Source organism: Streptomyces sp. NPDC022910 (genome assembly GCF_055561075.1).
The window spans coordinates 219,126-239,133 of record NZ_JBVHHL010000006.1 but is presented as its reverse complement, the minus strand read 5'-3'; the positions used below and the strand labels follow the sequence as shown (position 1 = coordinate 239,133).

General features: G+C 72.3%; 19 protein-coding genes and 1 pseudogene. 10 read left to right on the top strand and 10 right to left on the bottom strand.

The genetic code is table 11. The features are described 5' to 3' along the window. Positions 1-59 precede the first annotated feature (59 nt). Entirely contained in the window at positions 60-947 is an 888-nt protein-coding gene (locus tag ACZ3TS_RS08905) for a hypothetical protein (RefSeq protein ID WP_467615083.1), read from the bottom strand. Between the two features lie 37 nt (positions 948-984). After that, complete coding sequence (locus tag ACZ3TS_RS08900) at positions 985-2,511, bottom strand: hypothetical protein (RefSeq protein WP_467615081.1); 1,527 nt, start codon at positions 2,509-2,511, stop codon at positions 985-987. Positions 2,512-2,711: 200 nt separating this feature from the next. Here ACZ3TS_RS08900 and ACZ3TS_RS08895 point away from each other — a divergent pair. From ACZ3TS_RS08895 to ACZ3TS_RS08880, 4 genes and pseudogenes are all read left to right on the top strand, one after another. Beyond that, positions 2,712-3,056 (top strand): annotated as a pseudogene (locus ACZ3TS_RS08895) (D-glutamate cyclase family protein); the annotation flags it as partial. A 22-nt stretch (positions 3,057-3,078) separates the two neighbouring features. After that, positions 3,079-3,831: a LamB/YcsF family protein gene (locus ACZ3TS_RS08890; RefSeq protein ID WP_467615078.1), complete on the top strand. Its 753-nt coding sequence runs from the start codon at positions 3,079-3,081 to the stop codon at positions 3,829-3,831. Continuing rightward, positions 3,828-4,445, top strand: a complete 618-nt coding sequence (gene pxpB, locus ACZ3TS_RS08885) for a 5-oxoprolinase subunit PxpB (RefSeq protein WP_467615075.1) — start codon at positions 3,828-3,830, stop codon at positions 4,443-4,445. The genes ACZ3TS_RS08890 and pxpB overlap by 4 nt, the downstream gene beginning before the upstream one ends. Further along, entirely contained in the window at positions 4,442-5,311 is an 870-nt protein-coding gene (locus tag ACZ3TS_RS08880) for a 5-oxoprolinase subunit C family protein (RefSeq protein ID WP_467615072.1), read from the top strand. Before pxpB ends, ACZ3TS_RS08880 begins: the two co-directional genes overlap by 4 nt. An 8-nt stretch (positions 5,312-5,319) precedes the next feature. On the opposite strand, the gene ACZ3TS_RS08875 is transcribed toward ACZ3TS_RS08880, so the two are convergent. From ACZ3TS_RS08875 to ACZ3TS_RS08855, 5 genes are all read right to left on the bottom strand, one after another. Continuing rightward, positions 5,320-6,177, bottom strand: a complete 858-nt coding sequence (locus ACZ3TS_RS08875) for an SGNH/GDSL hydrolase family protein (RefSeq protein WP_467615069.1) — start codon at positions 6,175-6,177, stop codon at positions 5,320-5,322. Then, positions 6,174-7,385, bottom strand: a complete 1,212-nt coding sequence (locus ACZ3TS_RS08870; RefSeq protein ID WP_467615066.1) for a glycosyltransferase — start codon at positions 7,383-7,385, stop codon at positions 6,174-6,176. Before ACZ3TS_RS08870 ends, ACZ3TS_RS08875 begins: the two co-directional genes overlap by 4 nt. Then, positions 7,382-8,509: a glycosyltransferase family 4 protein gene (locus ACZ3TS_RS08865; protein ID WP_467615063.1), complete on the bottom strand. Its 1,128-nt coding sequence runs from the start codon at positions 8,507-8,509 to the stop codon at positions 7,382-7,384. The genes ACZ3TS_RS08870 and ACZ3TS_RS08865 overlap by 4 nt, the downstream gene beginning before the upstream one ends. A gap of 139 nt (positions 8,510-8,648) precedes the next feature. Beyond that, the gene (locus ACZ3TS_RS08860; protein ID WP_467615060.1) at positions 8,649-10,067 is read right to left on the bottom strand and encodes a HEAT repeat domain-containing protein; all 1,419 of its coding nucleotides are present in this window, start codon (positions 10,065-10,067) and stop codon (positions 8,649-8,651) included. 301 nt (positions 10,068-10,368) lie between these two features. Further along, on the bottom strand, positions 10,369-10,761 hold the full coding sequence (locus ACZ3TS_RS08855) for an ankyrin repeat domain-containing protein (RefSeq protein ID WP_467615057.1): 393 nt from the start codon (positions 10,759-10,761) through the stop codon (positions 10,369-10,371). A gap of 333 nt (positions 10,762-11,094) precedes the next feature. Here ACZ3TS_RS08855 and ACZ3TS_RS08850 point away from each other — a divergent pair, with 333 nt between their 5' ends. Beyond that, positions 11,095-11,289, top strand: a complete 195-nt coding sequence (locus ACZ3TS_RS08850) for a hypothetical protein (protein ID WP_467615154.1) — start codon at positions 11,095-11,097, stop codon at positions 11,287-11,289. Between the two features lie 36 nt (positions 11,290-11,325). Further along, entirely contained in the window at positions 11,326-12,879 is a 1,554-nt protein-coding gene (locus ACZ3TS_RS08845) for a P-loop NTPase family protein (RefSeq protein ID WP_467615055.1), read from the top strand. A gap of 61 nt (positions 12,880-12,940) precedes the next feature. Here the strand turns inward: ACZ3TS_RS08845 and ACZ3TS_RS08840 are convergent, their stop codons facing one another. Further along, positions 12,941-14,440 carry an SCO1417 family PLP biosynthesis transcription factor gene (locus tag ACZ3TS_RS08840; RefSeq protein WP_467615053.1) on the bottom strand — a complete coding sequence of 500 codons (1,500 nt, stop codon included), beginning with the start codon at positions 14,438-14,440 and terminating at the stop codon, positions 12,941-12,943. Between the two features lie 34 nt (positions 14,441-14,474). Between ACZ3TS_RS08840 and yczE the strand changes: the two genes are divergently transcribed. From yczE to ACZ3TS_RS08820, 4 genes are all read left to right on the top strand, one after another. Then, positions 14,475-15,206 (top strand): membrane protein YczE, encoded by a 732-nt coding sequence (gene yczE, locus ACZ3TS_RS08835; protein ID WP_467615050.1) that lies wholly within the window; start codon positions 14,475-14,477, stop codon positions 15,204-15,206. Further along, positions 15,203-15,970: a glycerophosphodiester phosphodiesterase gene (locus ACZ3TS_RS08830; protein WP_467615047.1), complete on the top strand. Its 768-nt coding sequence runs from the start codon at positions 15,203-15,205 to the stop codon at positions 15,968-15,970. The genes yczE and ACZ3TS_RS08830 overlap by 4 nt, the downstream gene beginning before the upstream one ends. 44 nt (positions 15,971-16,014) lie before the next feature. Next, on the top strand, positions 16,015-17,361 hold the full coding sequence (locus ACZ3TS_RS08825) for an MFS transporter (RefSeq protein ID WP_467615044.1): 1,347 nt from the start codon (positions 16,015-16,017) through the stop codon (positions 17,359-17,361). A 267-nt stretch (positions 17,362-17,628) separates the two neighbouring features. After that, positions 17,629-18,003: an RNA polymerase-binding protein RbpA gene (locus ACZ3TS_RS08820; protein ID WP_467615041.1), complete on the top strand. Its 375-nt coding sequence runs from the start codon at positions 17,629-17,631 to the stop codon at positions 18,001-18,003. Positions 18,004-18,162: 159 nt separating this feature from the next. Here the strand turns inward: ACZ3TS_RS08820 and fxsA are convergent, their stop codons facing one another. Together fxsA and ACZ3TS_RS08810 are read right to left on the bottom strand one after the other, a co-directional pair. Further along, positions 18,163-18,729 (bottom strand): FxsA family membrane protein, encoded by a 567-nt coding sequence (gene fxsA, locus ACZ3TS_RS08815; RefSeq protein WP_467615038.1) that lies wholly within the window; start codon positions 18,727-18,729, stop codon positions 18,163-18,165. Between the two features lie 174 nt (positions 18,730-18,903). Continuing rightward, entirely contained in the window at positions 18,904-19,698 is a 795-nt protein-coding gene (locus ACZ3TS_RS08810; RefSeq protein ID WP_467615035.1) for a polyprenol monophosphomannose synthase, read from the bottom strand. Positions 19,699-20,008: the final 310 nt, after the last annotated feature.

Sequence of the window (20,008 nt, the reverse complement as noted above, 5' to 3'; positions counted from 1 at the left end):
TCGTCGTAAGTCTTGCTGAGTCTTCGGAAATGTGAGGAAGCTCGGAAGCGGCAGAGGCCTCAGGAGCTTCCCGAGTGGAACGGCAGCCCGGCGTCGGCCACCAGTTCCAGGGCGTCGCTGTCCTCGGCGGGCAGCAGGGTGGCCCTGCCGTCGGTCACCGGGACGACGCCCAGTTCGAGGAGTTCGGCCATGGCGGCGCTGCCCGCCATGTCGCGCACCTGGAGCTGGTAGCGGGCCGTCGTGCGGTAGGTGCCGCCGTTGTCGTCGCCCGTGCGCTGCAGGAACCCGGAGTCCGTGAGGAACACGACGGCCTTGCCGACGATTCCGGTGGTCGAGCCGGCGAGTCGGCGCGCGTCCTTGGTGGCTCCGGTCGCGCTGCGTCTGGCCCAGATCCGCCAGGCCGCCTCCAGACCCGGCGCCTCCGTCGCCGGGTCGGTGTTCTCACCGTGCTCCTCCGCCCGCTCCTCCAGACGGCGGCAGGCCTGGCGTACGAAGGCGTCGACGCCGTTGACGGTGACGCGTCCGATGTAGCCGTCGTCGGCCAGGTCCTCGGGACGCGGGAACGCCAGGGCGGCGACGGCGAGATGGGCGAGTCCGTGCAGGAAGCGGTCACCCGAGTCGGCCGAGGTGCGACGCGCGTACTCGCCCATGCGGACGGAGAACACGGAGTCCTCGGCGGCGGTCACCGCCATCCCCGCACGTGGCGACACCTCCAGGACGACCAGACCGAGACCGGTGGCGACGGCGTCGGCGAGCCGCGCGAACGGCGGGTTCTCGCGGTAGCGGCGCAGCAGCTCCGTGTACTCCTGGTCGCGGGCGGGCTGGAGCTTGGGCTGCAGTCCGAAGGCCACGAGTCGCGCCGCGTCGGCGGCGTCGGCGGGGGTCACGGCGCTGCTCGTCGGCGCGGCGGCGGCCTCCGGCTCGCTCCACTCGACGTGCTCGGTCACGGTCGCTGCTCCTTGCTGCACTGGTACTGATTGCTGGTCATGCGGCTTCCGTCCGGTCCGCCGCCATTCCCGCCGCATCCAGCAGTGCCGTACCGACGATCAGATCCGCACCGCCGAATTCCGGGTCGTCCAGCTCCGTGCCGTCGTCCACGGCGAACAGCAGCTTCTCCTCGCCCTGGCGGTACGCCGTGCCGACCGGCGGGCTGGCCGCGTGCACGGCCAGCAGGGCCACGAGGTAGGGCAGTTCGGGATCGTGGCGGCGAGCCTGGGCGAGCAGTCCGGACAACCGCCGCGGCGCGTCCGCCGGCAGGTCGAGCAGTTCCATCGCGACGGCCAGCTGCTCCTCGCTGAACCGGCTGTCGTCCGGGGTGGCGATCAGGTCCGGCTCGGGCATCTCGGCTCCGAGGTGCTCACGCTCCACCGGAGGTGTCAGCAGCAGCTCGACGAGGTCTCCGACCCGCACGGATCCGGGCGTGCGCAGCCCCGTCCCGTGTGCGAAGAAGGCGTCCGTGACCCGGATCGCCTGCTCCAGCGGGAGCGGCAGCACCGGTGCGACGACATGCCCGTAGAGGTCTGTCCCCGACGTCGTCATGGGTGTGGCGAACGCCTGCCGGTCCTGCTCGGCACGGAACAGCGGGCCCGCTTCCAGGAGCCGGGACTGCAACTGCGTGTGCCGGCGGATGCAGTCCTTGACGATGTCGACGAGCTCGGCGGCGCGACGCTTCTGGTCGGGCTCCTCGGACTCGTCACGGGCCTTGCGGATGTTGGTGAGGATCGCGTTCTCGTGGCGGTAGCGGTCGGCGACGTGGTCGAGGGCCTCGGCGATCATGTCCGGCACCGCGTTCAGCCAGTCCACCGCCCGGACGTTGCGCCGGGTCGACTCCAGTGCCCTGCGCAGGGTCTCCGAGTACTGCACGGTCCGGTAGCGCGCCTGCTCGGCGGCGAGCTGGGCGTCGGCGAGGCGTCCGCGGCTGATCAGCACCTCCAGCTTGACCTCGGCGGCGATCTGGGCGCTGGTGACATCCGTGTCCAGGGCGCCGACGAGGACGTTGACCGCCTCGTCCGTCGTCCGGAGGTAGACGCCTCCGCCGTAACCCGGCACCTCTTCGATCAGCTTGAAGTCGTAGTCCCGGCGGACATAGGTGCCATCCGGCGCGAACGTGCCGTACACGGCACGGAAGCCGCGGTCGACACTGCCGACGTTGATCAGGTTCTCCAGGACCCAGCGGGCCACACGCTCGTGTTCGGCGATCGGACGCCGCGGGGCCTGGGCCGCGATGCGCGGGATGAGCCGGGCGACTATCTGGTCGTGGTCCGCGCCCGCGTCGAAGTCCATGTTCAGCGTGACCAGGTCGATGGCCGCGAGGGCGATCTCCGCCATCCCGTACACCGAGTACTCACCCGCGAGGTTCGCCTTGCGGGCGTCCAGGTCGTGCAGAGGCGCGGTGCAGGCGAGGGCGCGCAGCCGGCGCGCCAGTCCCTCGTCGGCGGCCGGGCCCAAAGCCGGGCGCGGCCCCGCGCTGAGCTGGGGCGGAACACGGTCCGTCGATGCAGGCGAAGTCACGGTGCACAGACTAGGTCCTCGGTGTGACAACGACCCAAACGGCACAGATGCGCCCCGGCGTCCGCGGTGTCACGCCGAGGCGGGAGAACCGATGCGGGTGACCTGCCACTCGTCCTCGCCGACCCGCCGCCGGTAGACCTCCACGACCCTTCCCAGCGAGTCGTCGAGGCAGACCGCGAGCAGGTGCTCGGCCTCACCCGCGTCGCCGTCCGGCGGGGCGGCTGCACGGCCCCATGGTGGTGTCCATACGCCCGGTGCGACCGCGGCACCTGGGCGCGGCGGTCCGGGAGAGCGGCCTGCTCCCGGCGGTGCACGGCAGCCCCGTACACTGCGGCGATCCGTCGGGCCTCGGCATCGAAGACCTCGGCCGGCCCGACTTCGGCGACCCGGTGGACGCCGAGCCGGACGACATCCCGGTGTTCTGGGCCTGCGGCGTGACCCCGCAGGCCGCGGTGATGGCCTCTCGCCCGCCCTTCGCCCTCACCCACACGCCGGGACAGATGTTCATCACCGACGCCCGCGACGAGCAGTACCGCGTCGCCTGACGTCACCCGACCAGGAGAGACCATGATCGATCTGAACGCCGACCTCGGCGAAGGCTTCGGCCGCTGGCGGCTCACCGACGACGAGCGGCTGCTGTCGGTCGTCACCAGCGCCAACGTGGCCTGCGGCTTCCACGCCGGGGACGCGGCCACCATGCGGCGGGTGTGCGAGCTGGCGGCGGAGCGCGGCGTACGGATCGGCGCCCAGGTCTCCTACCGCGACCTGGCCGGATTCGGACGGCGCGCGATGGACGTGCCGCCCGCGGAGCTGGCGGCCGAAGTGGCCTACCAGATCGGCGCGTTGGAGGTCTTCGCGCGCGCGGCGGGCTCCCGCGTGTCCTATGTGAAGCCCCACGGCGCACTCTACAACCGGGTGGTCCACGACGAGCGGCAGGCGGAGGCGGTCGTCGAGGGCGTGCTGCTCGCCGACACCGCGCTGCCCGTGCTCGGGCTGCCCGGGTCACTCTTTCTGGAAGTGGCCGACAAGGCCGGACTCCCGGTCGTCACCGAGGCGTTCGCGGACCGCGCCTACACCGAGGAGGGCACGCTGGTGCCGCGCGGCCAGGACGGCGCGGTGGTCACCGACCCCGACACGGTCGTGGAGCGCTCGGTGAGTCTCGCGCGCTTCGGGGTCGTCGCGGCCCACTCCGGACGCGACATCCCGGTGCGGGCGCGGTCCTTGTGTCTGCACGGCGACACGCCCGGCGCGGTGGACCTGGCCCGCCGGGTGCGGGCCGAGCTGGAAGCCTCCGGCGTCCGCGTGGAGGCCTTCGCATGAGGGCGCTGCCCGTCGGCGACGACGCCCTTCTCCTGGAACTCTCCTGCAGTGAGGAGGCCCAGGCTCTGCACGCCGAGTTGATCCGCCGCAGGGCCGCGGGCGAGCTGACGGTGCGCGAGATCGTCCCCGCCGCCCGTACGGTCCTGCTCGACGGCCTGCCCGAACCCTCCCGGCTCGCGGCGCGGCTCGCCGACTGGGAGATCCCGCCGGTCCCCGCGCGCGTGGGGGAGCCGGTCGAGATCCCCGTACGGTACGACGGTCCCGATCTGCCGGACGTCGCCGCACTGTGGGACGTACCGCCGGACGAGGTGGTGCGGATCCACGCGGCGACCGAGTTCCTGGTCGCGTTCTGCGGGTTCGCGCCCGGATTCGGCTATCTGACCGGTCTGCCGGACCGCTACCACGTGCCGCGGCGAGCCACCCCGCGCACGGCCGTCCCGGCAGGCGCGGTGGCGCTGGCGGGCCCGTACACGGGCGTGTACCCGCGCTCGTCGCCCGGCGGCTGGCAGCTCATCGGCACGACCGACACGGTCCTGTGGGACCACACGCGCGTACCGGCCGCACTGCTCGCCCCGGGCGCCCGCGTCCGCTTCGTCCCGGTGGAGTCCGGATGACGGATCATGCGCTCTCCGTCGTACGGGCCGGGGCGCTGACCACCGTGCAGGACCAGGGGCGGCCCGGCCACGCCCACCTCGGTGTGCCGCGCTCCGGAGCCCTCGATGCGCCCGCGGCGGCGCTCGTCAACCGGCTGGTCGGCAATCCCCCGGAGGCGGCCGTGCTGGAGACCACGCTCAACGGCTGTGCCGTACGGCCGCGTTCGACGGTCACCGTGGCCGTCGCCGGTGCGCCCTGCCCGGTCACCCTGGACGGCCGTCCCGCGCCCTGGGGTGCCCCGGTGCGCATCCCTGGCGGTGCGCTGCTCGACATCGGGCCCGCCCGGTCCGGAGTACGCGGCTATCTCGGCGTCTCGGGCGGCGTGGCCGTGGAGCGGGTCCTCGGCAGCCGTGCCACGGACCTGCTGTCCGGGCTCGGGCCGCCGCCGCTCACCGACGGCGCCGTGCTGCCCCTGGGGAAGCCGGTCGGCATCCACGCGCGCGTGGACGTCGCCCCGCAGCCGGGTCCACCCGCCGAACTGGTACTCCGAGTGACGCCGGGGCCGCGCGAGGACTGGTTCACGGCGGACGCGCTCCGCACCCTCCTCACGCGCGCGTACCGCGTGTCGTCCGAGAGCAACCGTGTCGGTCTGCGCACCGAGGGTCCCACCCTGGAGCGCGCACGGACGGGTGAAATCGCCAGTGAGGGAATGGTGCTGGGAGCCGTCCAGGTGCCGCCCGACGGCAGGCCGGTCGTCTTCCTGGCCGATCATCCGACGACCGGGGGGTACCCGGTGATCGCGGTCGTCCGGACCGCCGACCTCGCGGCCGCCGCCCAGGCGACTCCGGGCACCCCCGTCCGGTTCACGGCCGTGAGCCGCCGCTAGGCGGCCGCTCAGGCCGCGTCCGGCTGTTGTTCGGCCACCGACAGCGCGGCCAGCGCGGACGCCACCGCGTGCGAGGCGCTCAGGTCCAGCCGGGCGCTGGTCCCCCAGGCCTTGTGCCGCACCTCGGCGGCGGCGAGGGTGAGCAACTGCGGCAGCAGATCGGTGCACCGCCTGGCCACCCAGCCCGTCCCGGCGGTGGCCAGCCACCACAGACTCGCCGAGCGGGTGGGCGCGGGGAACTCAGGCTCGGCCGACGGCGCGGTACCGGTCGCCACGCCAGCCTCGGCGAGCAGCCCGTGGAAACGCAGGGCGAGCTGCCGGTGCCCGCGCTCCCCCGGGTGCAGCCGGTCCGCGCTCCACATGGAGCGGTCGGTGATCCAGTCCCCGCCCTCGGCGTGCAGATGCACCGCCCCGTGCCGCTCGGAGAGCGCGTGCACGACGGTGTTCACGGCCCGCTGCCGCCTGGCCAGCGGACGGGCCAGCGCGCCGGGCAGCCGGAGCATCGACCCGGGGTCGGGCAGACAGGCTGTCAGCAACACCGTCCCCTGGGCCCGGAAGGCGGCGTACACCTTGTCGAGCCGGGAGGCGACGGCGTGGATGTCGAAGGTGCAGCGCAGCGTGTCGTTGACGCCGATGACCACGGAGACGACGTCCGGGTTCAGGTCGAGCGCCGCAGGGGTCTGCCGTTCCAGGACGTCCCGGGTCTGGGCGCCGCTCACGGCGAGGTTGGTGAACTCCGCGGGGGCGCCCACGGGGGCGAGCCCGTCGGCGAGCAGGGAGGCCCACCCCCGCCAGGTGTCGCCGACGGGGTCGCCCACGCCTTCCGTCAGCGAGTCGCCGAGCGCGACGAACCGCAGGGGTCTCATCCGACACCTTCCCGGGCGGTGTCTCCCACACGGGCGTCAACGGCCGTCGGTTGCACGACGGACGGCTGCGCGTCGTGCGCCGCGAGGAACGCGTCGACCGCCGTCTTCCACCCGAAGCACTCGGCGCGCGCGCGTGCTGCTTCCCGGCGCAGGCACTCGGACCGCTCCATGAGGACGTCGATCGCGTCGGCGAAGGCGTCGCCGGTGTTCACGGCGGTGGCCCCCGCGGAGCCGATGACCTCGGGCAGCGCGGAGAGCGAACTGGCCACCACGGGCGTGCCGCAGGCCATCGCCTCCAGGGCGGCGAGCCCGAAGGTCTCCGCGGGCCCCGGAGCCAGGCACACGTCGGCGGTGGCCTGCAGCGAGCCGAGCAGATCGCGGTCGCCGACGTGGCCGAGGAAGGTCACCGGCAACCGCCGCTCCTGCGCCCGCTGTTCGAGCCGGGCCCGCAGCGGCCCGTCACCGGCGACCACCAGCACGACATGCCGTCCGCGCCGCAGGAGGGCCTCCAGGGCGTCCAGAGCCGTACCGGGCCGCTTCTCCACGGAGAGGCGGGAGCACATGACGAGCAGCGTCTCGCCCCCGCGCGCGTACCGGTCGCGCAGCCCGGGGTCCCGCAGCGCCGGGTGCCGCTGCTCCAGGTCGACGCCGAGCGGGGCCCGTACGACGTTGCGGGCCCCGATCCGCACGAACTCGCGCTCGGCGAACTCGGTGGTGCACACCACGCGAGCGTAGGTGTGCGCCGTACGGGTGTTGAGGGCGTCTGCGGCGCGCCGGGACAGGTCCTCGGACAGGCCCCAGGTGCGCAGGACCCCGTCTGCGGTCTCGTGGGAGACCATCACGGCGGGGATCCGGGCGCGCCGCGCCCACTTCCCGGTCCAGCGCAGCGTGGTCCGGTCGGAGACCTCCAGCCGGTCGGGGTCCAGTTCCTCCAGAAGGGCGGCGACACGCCGCTTGTCCGTGAGGACCCGGTAGCCGCCGGTTCCGGGCAGCAGCGGCCCGGGCAGGGTGATGACCCGTCCCTGTTCGGTTTCCTGGTCGCTGTGACGCTCGCCGGGCACGATGAGCACCGGCTCGTGGCCGGCCTCCTTGAAGCCCTTGCCCAGTTCGCGCAGAGCGGTGCGCAGACCGCCGGAGGCGGGCGCGACGAAATTGGCGAGCCGCACTATGCGCAGAGCACCGCCGACCCGCTCGGTGGCGAAGCTCATGCCGCCACCGCCGTCCTGCGCGTGGCGAGCACGTCCGCGTAGTGCCCGATCAGTTGGTCGCCGACGGCCGCCCAGGTGCGGCCCTCGACGGTGGCGCGCCCGGCGGCCCCGTACTCCGCCCGCAGCGCGGGGTCGGCGGCCAGCGCCCACACCGCGTCCCGGAAGCCGGCCGCGTCACCGGGCGGGACGAGCAGCCCGGTGCGGCCGTGGGTCACCAGGTCCAGCGGTCCGCCCGCGGCGGGCGCGACGACGGGCACGCCGCTCGCCATGGCCTCCTGCACGGTCTGGCAGAACGTCTCGAACGGGCCGGTGTGCACGAAGACGTCCAGTGAGGCGAAGATCCGGGCGAGTTCGTCACCGGTGCGACGGCCAAGGAAGGCGGCGCCGGGCAGGGCGCCACGGAGAGTGGTCTCGCTCGGCCCGTCGCCCACGACGACGACGCGTACACCGTCGAGACCGCAGGCACCGGCGAGGAGTTCGACGTGCTTCTCGGGGGCGAGCCGGCCGACGTAGCCGACGATCAACTCACCGTTCGGGGCGAGCTCCCGGCGGATCGCATCATCTCGCAGGTCGGGACGGAAGCGGACGGTGTCGACGCCGCGCGGCCACAGCTGCACCCGGGGGACGCCGTGCGCCTCCAGGTCGTGCAGGGCCGCGCTGGACGGCGCGAGGGTGCGGTCGGCGGCGCCGTGCACCGAGCGGATGCGCCGCCAGGCCGCGGCCTCTCCGGCACCCATGTAGGTACGGGCGTATCCGGCCAGGTCGGTCTGGTAGATGGCGACGGCCGGGATGCCCAGCCGGGCCGCGGCCGCCATGCCGCGGACGCCGAGGACGAAGGGGCTGGCCAGGTGCACGATGTCGGCGCGGTGTTCGGCGATCGCCGCGGCGACGCGTCGGCTGGGGAGGGCGACACGCACCTGGGGGTAGCCGGGGAGCGGAAGGGAGGGGACACGGACGACGGGGCACGGCGCGAGGGCGTCGGGCCCGTTCCCGGCGCCGGTGGCCGGGGCGACGACGAGGGGAACGTGACCGCGATCGACGAGGTGCCGGGCGGTCTGGAGCGCGCAGTGGGCCACGCCGTTCACATCGGGGGGAAAGGATTCGGTCACGATGACGACACGCATACCCGTGTTGTCGCCGTGCCGGACGTGGCCGCGTCAACGTCGATCTTTCCGGCCGGAGAACGTCCCATGAGCGTTGGGCTGCGCAGCCGGGCAGGTCAGTCCATGTCCACACGTTCCTGACTCATGAGTCACCGAACGTTCATACGGTTGGCATGTCCGGCCCGATCCGGCTGCGTACGGCGGTTTGGACCTCGGCCTCCTCGGCCGGATCCGCGGCGAGCCGACGCAGTCGCTCGACGACGCGGGCGTCGCCCGTCTCGGCGTGCCGTGCGGCGATCTCACGGGTGGACTCCTCGCAGTCCCAGAGGCACTCGACGGCGAATCCGGCGGGGAAGGAGGGGTCGGTGGCGGCGAGGGCGCGGGCGGCGCGGCCGCGGAGGTGGGACGAGGCGGTTTCGCGGTAAATATGGCGCAGCACCGGTGCGGCGCAGCCGATGCCGAGCCGTCCGGCACCGTCGACGAGGGTCCAGAGGGTCGGCGCGTCGGGGCCCTCGCCGCGGACCGCCTCGCGGAGCGCGGCGAGCACCGGGTCGCTGTCCTGTGCGCCACCCCGGCAGGCGAGCATGCGCCCGGCGGCGGCACCCAGGACGTCCGGCCTGCGGGCCCAGCCGCGCGCCCGGTCGACGGCCGCGATACTGCGCATGCGTTCGAAGGCGTCCGCTGCCGCGTCGACGACGAGTGCGGACCCGGTGGACACGGCGCCCTCGATCAGGTCCAGGGCGTCGGGATCGTTGCTGTCGGCGAGATAGCGCAGCGCGGTGCAGCGGGCCCCGTCACCGCCGGAGCGGGCGGCCGCGACGATCTCGGGCCGGTCCTCCGGGCCCGCGACGGCGACGAGGCAGCGGGCGGCTGGTACATGGAGCGCGGCGCCGCGCTCGATGCCCTGCTGGGCCCAGTCGAAGACGGCCTGCACACTCCACCCCGGCCGGGGTCCCTGGGACCGCAGCTGCCGCTGCCATCGGTCGAAGCAGCCGGCCTCCTGCGCGGCACGCACACGCGCGGCGATGGATTCACGCGGGTCGTCGGCCCACAGCCGCCAGGGCCGTGGCTCGAAGGCGTCCCGGACGGCGGCGGCGAGTTCGGCCTCGCCCTCGGCGTCGGCCGGGAAACGGGCCAGGACAGGGGCGGCGAGGGAGCGCAGCCCCGCGTCGTCGTCACGCAGCGCCAGCTCGTCCAGGGCCCAGGCCCAGTTGGTGCCCGAAGCCGCGTACCTGCGCAGCAGTTCGAGCGCGTCGCGTCGGCCGTACGAGGCGAGGTGCCCGAGGACCGCGAGAGCGAGCCCGGTGCGGCACTCGTCGGTGTCGAGGACGTCCTCGGCGCCGAACAGATGCGCCTCGATGTCGTCCAGCTCGCCGTGCAGGTCGAGGAAGAGCCGGGCGTAGTAGAGGGAGCGGTTCTCCACCTGCCAGTCGTGGCGGGGATCCTGCAGCACGCAGTGGTTGAGAGCCGCGAGCGCCTCGGCGCGCGGTGCGGTGAGCGCGTGCAGCGTGCCGTCGCCGCGGCCCCTCTGGAGGAGGCCGAGCAGCGTACCGCTGGGCGCTATGACCGGTTCGAACATGGGAAACAGCCTCACATCAAGCGTCGACGCAACCGGGGGACACGTACTACCTGGCCGCGTGACAACACGTCGGGGCGCCCGCCGTCGCTTGCTTGCTGTAGACCATCTTCCTCTGCCTCTCGTCGGTGGCCCATGCGGACCGCATCACGGCCCGCGCGGTGCGGCGACACCTGCCCAGCCATCGCGTCCGTGAACCACGACGTCATGATGACCCGGCGTCTCACGCTGCCGCGACCTTATTTCGGGCGGCCCCGTACCGCCTCCCCCGTTTTCGTCGTCTTCGCTGGTCGGAATGTTCGGATCAGTGTGCGCCGAACAGTTCGAGCAGCTCGTTCTTGCCGAACATCCGAGCGGTGTCGATGGCCGAGGGGGTGCCCGCGGCCGGGTCGGCGCCGCCGTCCAGGAGGGCCCGGATGACCTCGTCCTCGCCCTTGAAGACCGCGCCGGCGAGCGGGGTCTGGCCTCGGTCGTTGACACGGTCGGCCTCGGCGCCGCGCTCCAGCAGGGCCCGGACGGCGTCGGCGTGGCCGTGGTAGGCGGCCAGCATCACCAGGGAGTCACCACGGTCGTTGGTGAGGTTGGCCGGAACGCCCGCGTCGACGTACGCCACGAGCGCCTCGGTCTCGCCTCGGCGCGCAAGGTCGAAGATCTTGGTCGCCAGTTCCACGACCTCGGGATCTGGGGCTTCGCTCATCGGCCGGACCGCCTCTCGCTACGACTGCTGGGGACTGCGGGAGCGTACGACAGCGAGCGGGCGTCGTACGCGGGCTCGTACGGCGGCGAGCGGTGACGCCGTACGGGTGAATCGCCAGCGTACTGGCTTCGGCGGCGGATGACGGGCGGCGCACCAGGCAAAGATCACAGGCAGCGTCGGCCGAGGGCCAAGACCTGGCCGGAGACGCAGGACGGCTCCGCCAGCCAGGGGAAAACTGCGCAATTTCACCCAGTTGCACCTTTTATCGTATGGATACATTCTGTGAGCCTGGAAGGACTCATGGTGACTGTCCCCGTGAACCAGGAGAGAGCAATGATCCTCAACATCTCCGGCGTCGTGCTGCTCGGCACCGTCGTCTTCCTGTTCTGCCGCAACCACGGGCTGAAGGGCTCGCACGCGACGGTCTGCGGGCTCTTCGGCTTCTACCTCTCGAACACCGCTGTGGCCCCGAGCATCAAGGCCGGTGGAGCCAGCCTCGCGAGCCTCCTCGGCGGGCTCAACTTCTGACCCCGCCCTCCTCCGCACGCACTCCAGGAGAACGAAGTGGCCCGGCGCCCCCTCCCCCGCATTCTGAGCAACGGCAGCGCACAGATCGCCCGCAGCCGGGAGCTGGCGCGGACAGCGGCCAACGGCGCGACCGATGTCCTCCACCCGGTGATCACGATCACGCGTGGTCTACGCCGGCTGGCCGGAGCCGGGCGGCGCAAGTGGGCCGAGACACCCAAGGACCGGCGGGGACCGCTCCTCTTCCTGGTCGCCTCGGTGATCCTGGTCGTCGCCCTGATGCCGTACGGGCCGCTGTTCGCCGCCATTTCCGTCATGGCCGTGGCGGCCTGGCGGGGCCGGGACCGCGGAGCACCCCGGCCCACGGGCCCGGACGACGCGCAGATCAAGCGTCTGCGGTCGTTGTACGAGGCGCTGGTGCCGTACTTCTCGGTGGCCGAGGACCCGGCTCCGCTGTACACGCACGGTGGGGACTGGACCCAGGGGTTCTCCTCCTACGACTTCGACGAGACCGGCCGCATCTCGCGCCTCCGCATCCGCTATCCCGCCTACTTCACGGACGGTGAGGCCGAGTCGCGGGCGCGGATCGAGCAACTCCTGCACACCAAGTCGGGCCGGGGCCGCGAGTACCACTTCCAGTGGGACGAGGAGGGCAACGAGCTGACGATGACCGTGCTGCCGCCCCTGCCCACCGACATCGCCGCGCAGCGCTTCGTGACCGCGCCGGGCGAGACGGTCCTCGGCTTCACCGACCCCACCGGCGTCCAGCGCACGCTCCCTCTCACCCACGGGGAGGAGCAGCGCGACGTGCCTCCGGTGGTGTGGCGCACGGGCACGCGCTCCACCGAGCCGCACCTGCTGATCGCCGGGGCACCCGGCAGCGGTACGACGACGCTGGTACGCTCCATCGCCCTCCAGGCACTGCAGTACGGCGACGTTCTGATCGTCGAGGGGGGCGGCAGCGGCGAGTACGCCTGCCTGACGGGCCGGGACGGCGTACTCGCGGTCGAGTCCGGCCTCGCGGGGGCTGCGGCGAGCCTGGAGTGGGCGACCCATGAGACGGAGCGGCGGCTGATCTCCGCGAACCGGGCCCGGCAGGCGGGACACCCTCCGCCGGACGACCTGAGGCGCCCGCTGTGGATCCTGCTGGACCGGCCGAGCGTGCTCGGGCATCTCGCGGCGGCCGACGGACGCAGGGATCCCCAGACACTGCTCCAGGTTCCCCTGCGGCACGGGCGTGCGGCGAACGTCACGGTCGTGGTCGCCGAGCAGTTCGACGGTCTCGACGGCCTGTCCGACGCGGTGCGCCAGTACACCCGCGCGCGCGTGGCGCTCGGCCCCGCCTCTCCGGCCGAACTGGAGGCCGTGCTCGGCGCGCCGCCGCACACCACGCCCACCACGGACGTCCCGCCCGGCCGCGGCTACGCCCGCCTGGGTTCGGGCCCGGTCCACCGCCTCCAGGTGCCGGCCACCCCTGACCCGTACGACGACGCGACCAGCGAACATCACCGGCAGGCGGTCCTGGGGCTGCTCCCGGGGCGGAGCGCGTCCGTCCGTGCGGTGACTGCGGAGGCAGTGGCCGCGGAGGGCTGACCGGACCACCGGCACGCCGCATCCGGGACGCGACGACGGAGCGGTCGCCCCCGGCGGCGGATCAGGCGACGAAGGTGCGCGGCGCCTCCCCCGGGCCCGACGCCCCCGTCTCCACCAGGCGCGCCGCGGCCGCAAGGCGCACGGCCGCCTCCTCCGCCACGGCGCCGCCCACTGTGAACGGCAGCCGCACGTACCCCTCGAACGCGCCGTCCACGCCGAAGCGAGGTCCGGACGGCACCCGGAGGCCGACCCGCTCCCCGGCCTCCGCGAGCCGGGACCCCGACAGTCCGCCCGTGCGCACCCACAGCGTCAGGCCACCCTGCGGCACCGAGAACTCCCACGACGGCAACTCCCTGCGCACCGCGTCGACCAGAGCGTCCCGGTTCTCCCGGGCCTGTCCGCGCCGCAGATCCACCGCCTGCTCCCAGCCGCCCGTGCTGAGCAGCCAGTTCACGGCCAGCTGCTCCAGCACCGGCGTGCCCAGGTCGGCGTACGCGCGTGCCGCGACCAGGCTGCGGATCACATCGGGGGCGGCCCGCACCCAGCCGATCCGCATGCCCGCCCAGAACGCTTTGCTCGCCGAGCCCACGGTGATCACGCTCGAGCCCGCCGGGTCGAAGCCGCACACGGCGCGCGGCATCTCCAGTCCCTCCTCCAGGTACAGCTCGCTCATCGTCTCGTCGACGACCAGGACCGTCCCGGCGGAGCGGGCCGCCTCGACCAGGCGGCGGCGCTGGTCCTCGTCGGCCAGCGCGCCCGTCGGGTTGTGGAAGTCCGCGACGACGTAGGCGAGCCGGGGCGCAGCCTCCCGCAGCACCTGGCGCCAGCGGTCGAGGTCCCAGCCGTCGAGTCCCTCGGCCATGGCCACGGGGACCAGGCGGGCGCCCGCCTCCCGCATCAACTGGAGGATGTTGGCGTAGGAAGGCGACTCGACCGCGATGCGTTCGCCGCGCCCCGCGAAGAGATGGCAGATCGCGTCCATCGCGCCCATGGCGCCCGTGGTCACCATGATCTGCTCGGGCATGGTCGGGATGCCGCGCGCCGTGTAGCGCTCGGCGAGCATGGCGCGCAGCGCGGGCAGACCCGCCGGATAGTCGCCGTGCGTGTGCGCGTACGGCGGCAGTTCCTCCAGGGCGCCCTGTACGGCACGGGTGAGCCAGGGCTCGGGTGCGGGCAGCGCCGCGCAGCCCAGGTCGATCATCGAGCCCAGCGCCTCGGGCGGGAGGGGTTCTAGCCCGCGAGCCGGAAGCGGGTTCCCGGCCGGCACGGCGGTCCAGCTGCCCGCTCCGCGACGGGACTCCAGGAAACCCTCGGTGCGCAGCGCCTCGTACGCGGCGGCGACCGTCGTACGGCTCACGGAGAGGGCGAGCGCCAGCTCCCGCTCGGCGGGCAACCGGGCCGCGACCGGCACACGGCCCTCCAGAACGAGCAGCCGGATGCCGTCGGCGAGCGCGCGATAGGCGGGCTGGCGGCGGGTGCCGGGACCCGCGGGACGGTCCTGCTGGGAGTTGAGCAGCCGGGCGAGCTGTGCCGCACCCACCGCCGAGGTCCACTGCGCCATGATTCCCAGTCCACCTTCCCTGAATTGGCCATGGATGGCTTCTCTTGCCAAGCCACAGAGTGACACGGGTCAGGCCACATCCACCACAGGGGGGTTCGTTTTGTCCGCCGACTCGTCCACGAGGAGCCGTCTCGGACGGCGGTTGATCCAGCTCTACGCAGGCCTCGCGCTGTACGGTGCGAGCTCCGCCCTCCTCGTGGAGGCAGGTCTCGGTCTCGAGCCCTGGAACGTCCTCCACCAGGGCCTGGCGAAGCTCACCGGACTCAGCATGGGCGTGGTGCTGACCATCGTGGGCGCCACGGTCCTGCTGCTGTGGATCCCGCTGCGCCAGCGCCCCGGTCTCGGCACCGTCTCCAACGTCCTCGTGATCGGTTTCGCCATGGACGCCACCCTGGCCGTGCTCCCCGACGTGCACGCTCTGGCCGTACGGGTTCCCCTTCTGGTGGCGGGCGTCGTGCTCAACGGCGTGGCGACCGGCCTCTACATCGCCGCGAACTTCGGCCCCGGCCCGCGCGACGGCCTGATGACCGGGCTGCAGCGGCGCACGGGCCGCTCGATCCGGCTGATCCGTACGGCCGTGGAGATCGTCGTCGTCGCGACAGGGTTCGCGCTCGGCGGGACCGTCGGAGTCGGCACCGTGCTGTACGCGCTGTCCATCGGCCCGCTCGCCCAGCTCTTCCTGCGCGTGTTCGCCGTCCCGTCGGCATCGGGAGGCAGCACGGTCGTTGCCGCCGGGCAACCGGAGCGAGCGATACTGCCCGGGTGACCACCCTCATACGCCACCCCTATCTCGACCATCCCGGCCCGATCGCCTTCGCCCACCGGGGCGGGGCGGCGGAGGGCCTGGAGAACACCGCGGCCCAGTTCCGGCGCGCGGTGGCGGCGGGCTACCGCTACATCGAGACGGACGTGCACGCCACCGCCGACGGGAAGCTGGTGGCGTTCCACGACGCGACTCTCGACCGGGTGACGGACGGGGCGGGGCGGATTGCCGACCTGCCCTGGAAGGACGTGCGCCACGCGCGCGTGGCCGGCAGCGAGCCGGTACCCCTCTTCGAGGAGCTGCTCGAGGAGTTCCCCGAGGTCCGCTGGAACGTCGACGTCAAGGCGGAGCCCGCCCTGCACCCCCTGCTCGATCTGATCGAACGCACCGACTCCTGGGACCGGATCTGCGTCGGATCGTTCTCCGAGGCTCGCGTCGTGCGCGCCCAGCGCCTGGCCGGGCCGCGCCTGGCGACGTCGTACGGCACCCGGGGTGTGCTCGGCCTGCGGCTGCGCTCCTGGGGCATACCAGCGGCACTGCGGCGCTCGGCGGTCGCCGCCCAGGTTCCGGAGTCCCAGTCGGGCATCCCCGTGGTGGACCACCGCTTCGTGCGCACCGCCCACGCGCTCGGGCTGCAGGTGCACGTGTGGACGATCAACGAACCCGAGCGCATGCACCGGCTCCTGGACCTCGGAGTGGATGGCATCATGACCGATCACATCGACACACTGCGCGAGGTCCTGGAGGACCGGGGCACCTGGGTCTGAACGCCCCGCGCACGATCACGTTCCACGGGGAAGCGAGGGCACGGGTGGGCACCGACACCGTGCGGGCGGCGGAGACCGACGACGCCGCCGGGCGGCGGCGCGAACAGCGTGGCTGGTACTTCTACGACTGGGCGTGCTCCGTCTACTCGACGAGCGTGCTGACCGTGTTCCTCGGCCCCTATCTCACCGCGGTGGCCAAGTCGGCGGCGGACGCGGACGGTTTTGTGCACCCGCTGGGCATCCCGGTGCGCGCGGGCTCGTTCTTCGCGTACTGCGTCTCCGCCTCTGTCGTCCTGGCGATCCTCGTGATGCCGCTCGCGGGCGCGGCGGCCGACCGCACCGGACGCAAGAAGCCGCTGCTCGCCCTGTGCGCGTATCTGGGTGCCGCGGCCACCACGGGCATGTTCTTCCTGGACGGCGACCGCTATCTGCTGGGCGGTCTCCTGCTGGTGGTCGCCAACGCGTCGGTGGCCGTCTCGATGGTCGTCTACAACTCCTATCTTCCGCAGATCGCACCGCCCGAGGAGCGCGACGCGGTCTCCTCGCGCGGCTGGGCCTTCGGCTACGCGGCCGGCTCCCTGGTCCTGATCGCGAATCTGGTCCTCTTCACCGCACACGACTCCTTCGGCGTCTCGGAGTCGACCGCGGTCCGCCTCTGCCTGGCCTCGGCGGGCATCTGGTGGGGCGCCTTCACGCTGGTACCGCTCAGGCGGCTGCGCGACCGCCGTACGACGTCCACAGCACCCGCGGTGCACGGCTGGCGGCAACTGGCGGCCACGATCCGTGACATGCGCGGCAAACCGCTCACCCTCGCCTTCCTGCTGGCGTACCTCATCTACAACGACGGCATCCAGACGGTGATCTCGCAGGCGTCGGTGTACGGCTCGGAGGAGCTGGGCCTGAGCCAGTCCACGCTGATCTCCGCCGTTCTGCTGGTGCAGGTGCTGGCCGTGGGCGGCGCTCTGGGCATGGGGCGGCTGGCCCGCTCGTACGGCGCCAAGCGCACCATCCTCGGCTCGCTCGTCGCCTGGACCGTCACGCTCGGCGCCGGATACTTCCTGCCCGCCGGCGCCCCGGTCTGGTTCTTCGTCCTGGCGGCCTGCATCGGACTGGTCCTGGGCGGCAGCCAGGCACTGTCCCGCTCCCTCTTCTCCCATCTCGTGCCGCCCGGCAAGGAGGCCGAGTACTTCTCGGCCTACGAGATGAGCGACCGCGGAATGAGCTGGCTGGGCCCGCTTCTGTTCGGCATCACCTATCAGCTGACCGGAAGCTATCGGGACGCGATCATCTCGCTCGTCGCCTTCTTCATCATCGGATTCGTGCTGCTGGCGCGGGTCCCGGTAGGGCAGGCGGTGCGCGACGCGGGCAATCCGGTCCCCGAGAGGATTTAGCACCCGGCGGCAAAGGGCGGTAGTGTACGCGTTTGGCCTGCCAGGCGTACCGTTACTGCGCGTCAAAGGAGCCGAAACGCTGGGTGACATCTGCTAGCAGATGTGACAAACCGGGCGCCGGTGGGTACAACAAGGGGCGGCTACGACGGCGACGCATGACCCGGAACGGGACTCGGAACGGGAATCTTTACCGCCGACCGGACGTTGACCGGATGACGACGACAGCGACACCTGTCCTGTGGGCGACAAGCCCGGGAGGCACGATTCATGAGTGAGCGAGCTCTTCGCGGCACGCGCCTCGTGGTGACCAGCTACGAGACGGACCGCGGCATCGACCTGGCCCCGCGCCAGGCCGTGGAGTACGCATGCGAGAAGGGGCACCGCTTCGAGATGCCCTTCTCTGTCGAGGCGGAGATCCCGCCGGAGTGGGAGTGCAAGGTCTGTGGGGCCCAGGCACTTCTGGTGGACGGCGAAGGCCCGGAAGAGAAGAAGGCCAAGCCTGCGCGTACGCACTGGGACATGCTGATGGAGCGGCGCACCCGCGAGGAGCTCGAGGAGGTCCTCGCGGAGCGTCTGGCCGTTCTCCGTTCCGGCGCGATGAACATCGCGGTTCATCCGCGGGACAGCCGCAAGTCCGCGTAGGCCCTTCGGGGGTCGGGCGGGATATACAGCGCACACCAGAGTCATGAGTGGGCGCCGTACGTCGGTGTGACGTACGGCGCCCACTGTCTGTTTCTGGTGCGGCTGTGGGTGAAATGAGCGACGGCAGATGAACTGGTGTGACTGCAGGTAAAGCGTCCCTCAGCGGGTCAGTGGCGGGCGCGGCTCCTGCGGGGCCTGTGACGACGGCTCATCCCTGATGACCTCACCCTGGACGATCTTCCCGTCGGGACGGTGAATACGAGCCTGCTGGAAGGCATCGCCGAAGCTGCCGGAGGTCGCCTCGCGGAGTTTGCGGTCGATGGTGCGCCCCGCCGAGCGGCTCACCGCCTTCTGGACCGGCGGGATCAGGAGCAGCAGGCCCACCGCGTCGGAGATCAGGCCCGGCAGCATCAGGAGCAGACCGCCGAGCATCATCAGCCCGTTTCCGCTCCCGCCTGTGGGCGCCTCATCGGCAGGTCGGACCCGCAGTGTTTCGCTGAGATTGCGGAAGGCCCGGCGCCCGGCCCGCTTGATGACCACGGAGCCGAACACGAATCCGGCGACCAGCAGCAGGAAGATCGTGAACCCGCCGGCCGCGCCCGCCACCACCGTGAGCAGCCAGATCTCAAGTACCAGCCACGCGGCAATACCCAGCGGCAGGAACGTACGCAGGCGGGAACGCCGCGGCGGGGCGAGGTTCGAGGAAGCGGATGCACCAGTCGTCATGCTCCCAGTGTGCCCAAAGCGGGCTCAGCACGGGATAAGGGGTTGATCGCCCTCCCTGGGAACCCGCCGGACCGCCCCTGTGCACCCGCACGAGCGACGGCGGGAAGCGACCCCGGGTTGACGTGGGTCCGAGCAGCCCCGCTGTCCCAGTGGGGGACCGGCACCCCGAAGCGTTCAGGAGGACTTGCCGCGGCCCGTGACCTTGGCGACCCGGTCCCCCACACCCCACGCGGTGACGCGCCACAGCGCCTCGACGAGGATGTCACGGCTCATCTTGGAGTCGCCCAGTTCCCGCTCGACGAAGGTGATCGGCACCTCGACCACGTGGTAGCCGGCCTTGACCGCGCGCCGGGCGAGGTCGACCTGGAAGCAGTACCCCTGCGAGGCGACCTCGTCGAGACCGAGTCCCTCGAGGGTCTCGCGGCGGAAGGCGCGGTAGCCACCGGTGATGTCGCGCAGCGGCAGGTCGAGAGCGAGACGCGAGTAGAGGCTGCCACCGCGGGAGATGAACTCCCGGCTCTTGGGCCAGTTCACCACCCGCCCGCCGGGCACCCAGCGGGAGCCGAGCACCAGGTCGGCGCCCTTGAGCGCGGTCAGCAGCCGCGGCAGCTCCTCCGGCTGGTGCGAACCGTCGGCGTCCATCTCGATCAGGACGCCGAAGTCGTGCTCCAGACCCCATCGGAAACCCGCGAGGTACGCGGCGCCCAGCCCTTCCTTGCCCTTGCGGTGCATGACGTGGACGTGGTCGTCCTCGGCCGCCAGCTCGTCCGCGAGCTTGCCCGTGCCGTCGGGGCTGTTGTCGTCGGCCACGAGGACGTGCGCCTCCGGCACGGCCGACCGCACCCGGCCGACGATCGCCTTGATGTTCTCCGCCTCGTTGTAGGTCGGGATGATCACCAAGGCGGTGCCGAGCGGGCCGAACTGCCTCCCCTTGGCTCCTGCCGCGAGGGTCCCGTCGCCGTCGTTCACTGCTGCCCCTTCAAGTCCGTTCGCAGGGCTCTCCACCCTAGTGTCCCCCGCCTGTACCGACGTGACAGCACGTTCGTATAGGGGTGTCGATTGCACAAGAGTCGGGTAAGAGTGCCGCTTGCGCTGTCCGTGCGTTCCAGAGGTCGTGCGCGGCGCCCTGTTCGGGGCCCTCGGGCCGGGGGTAGCGGACCGTGCCTGCCGTCGCCGGGGCCGCCCTGCGGATCGGGGCCCGGCGCCCTTCGGGCCGACCTGGCACCCGCTGGCTGCGGGTCGACCTAAAGCCGTTGTCTACTGAACGTCCGGGCCCCAC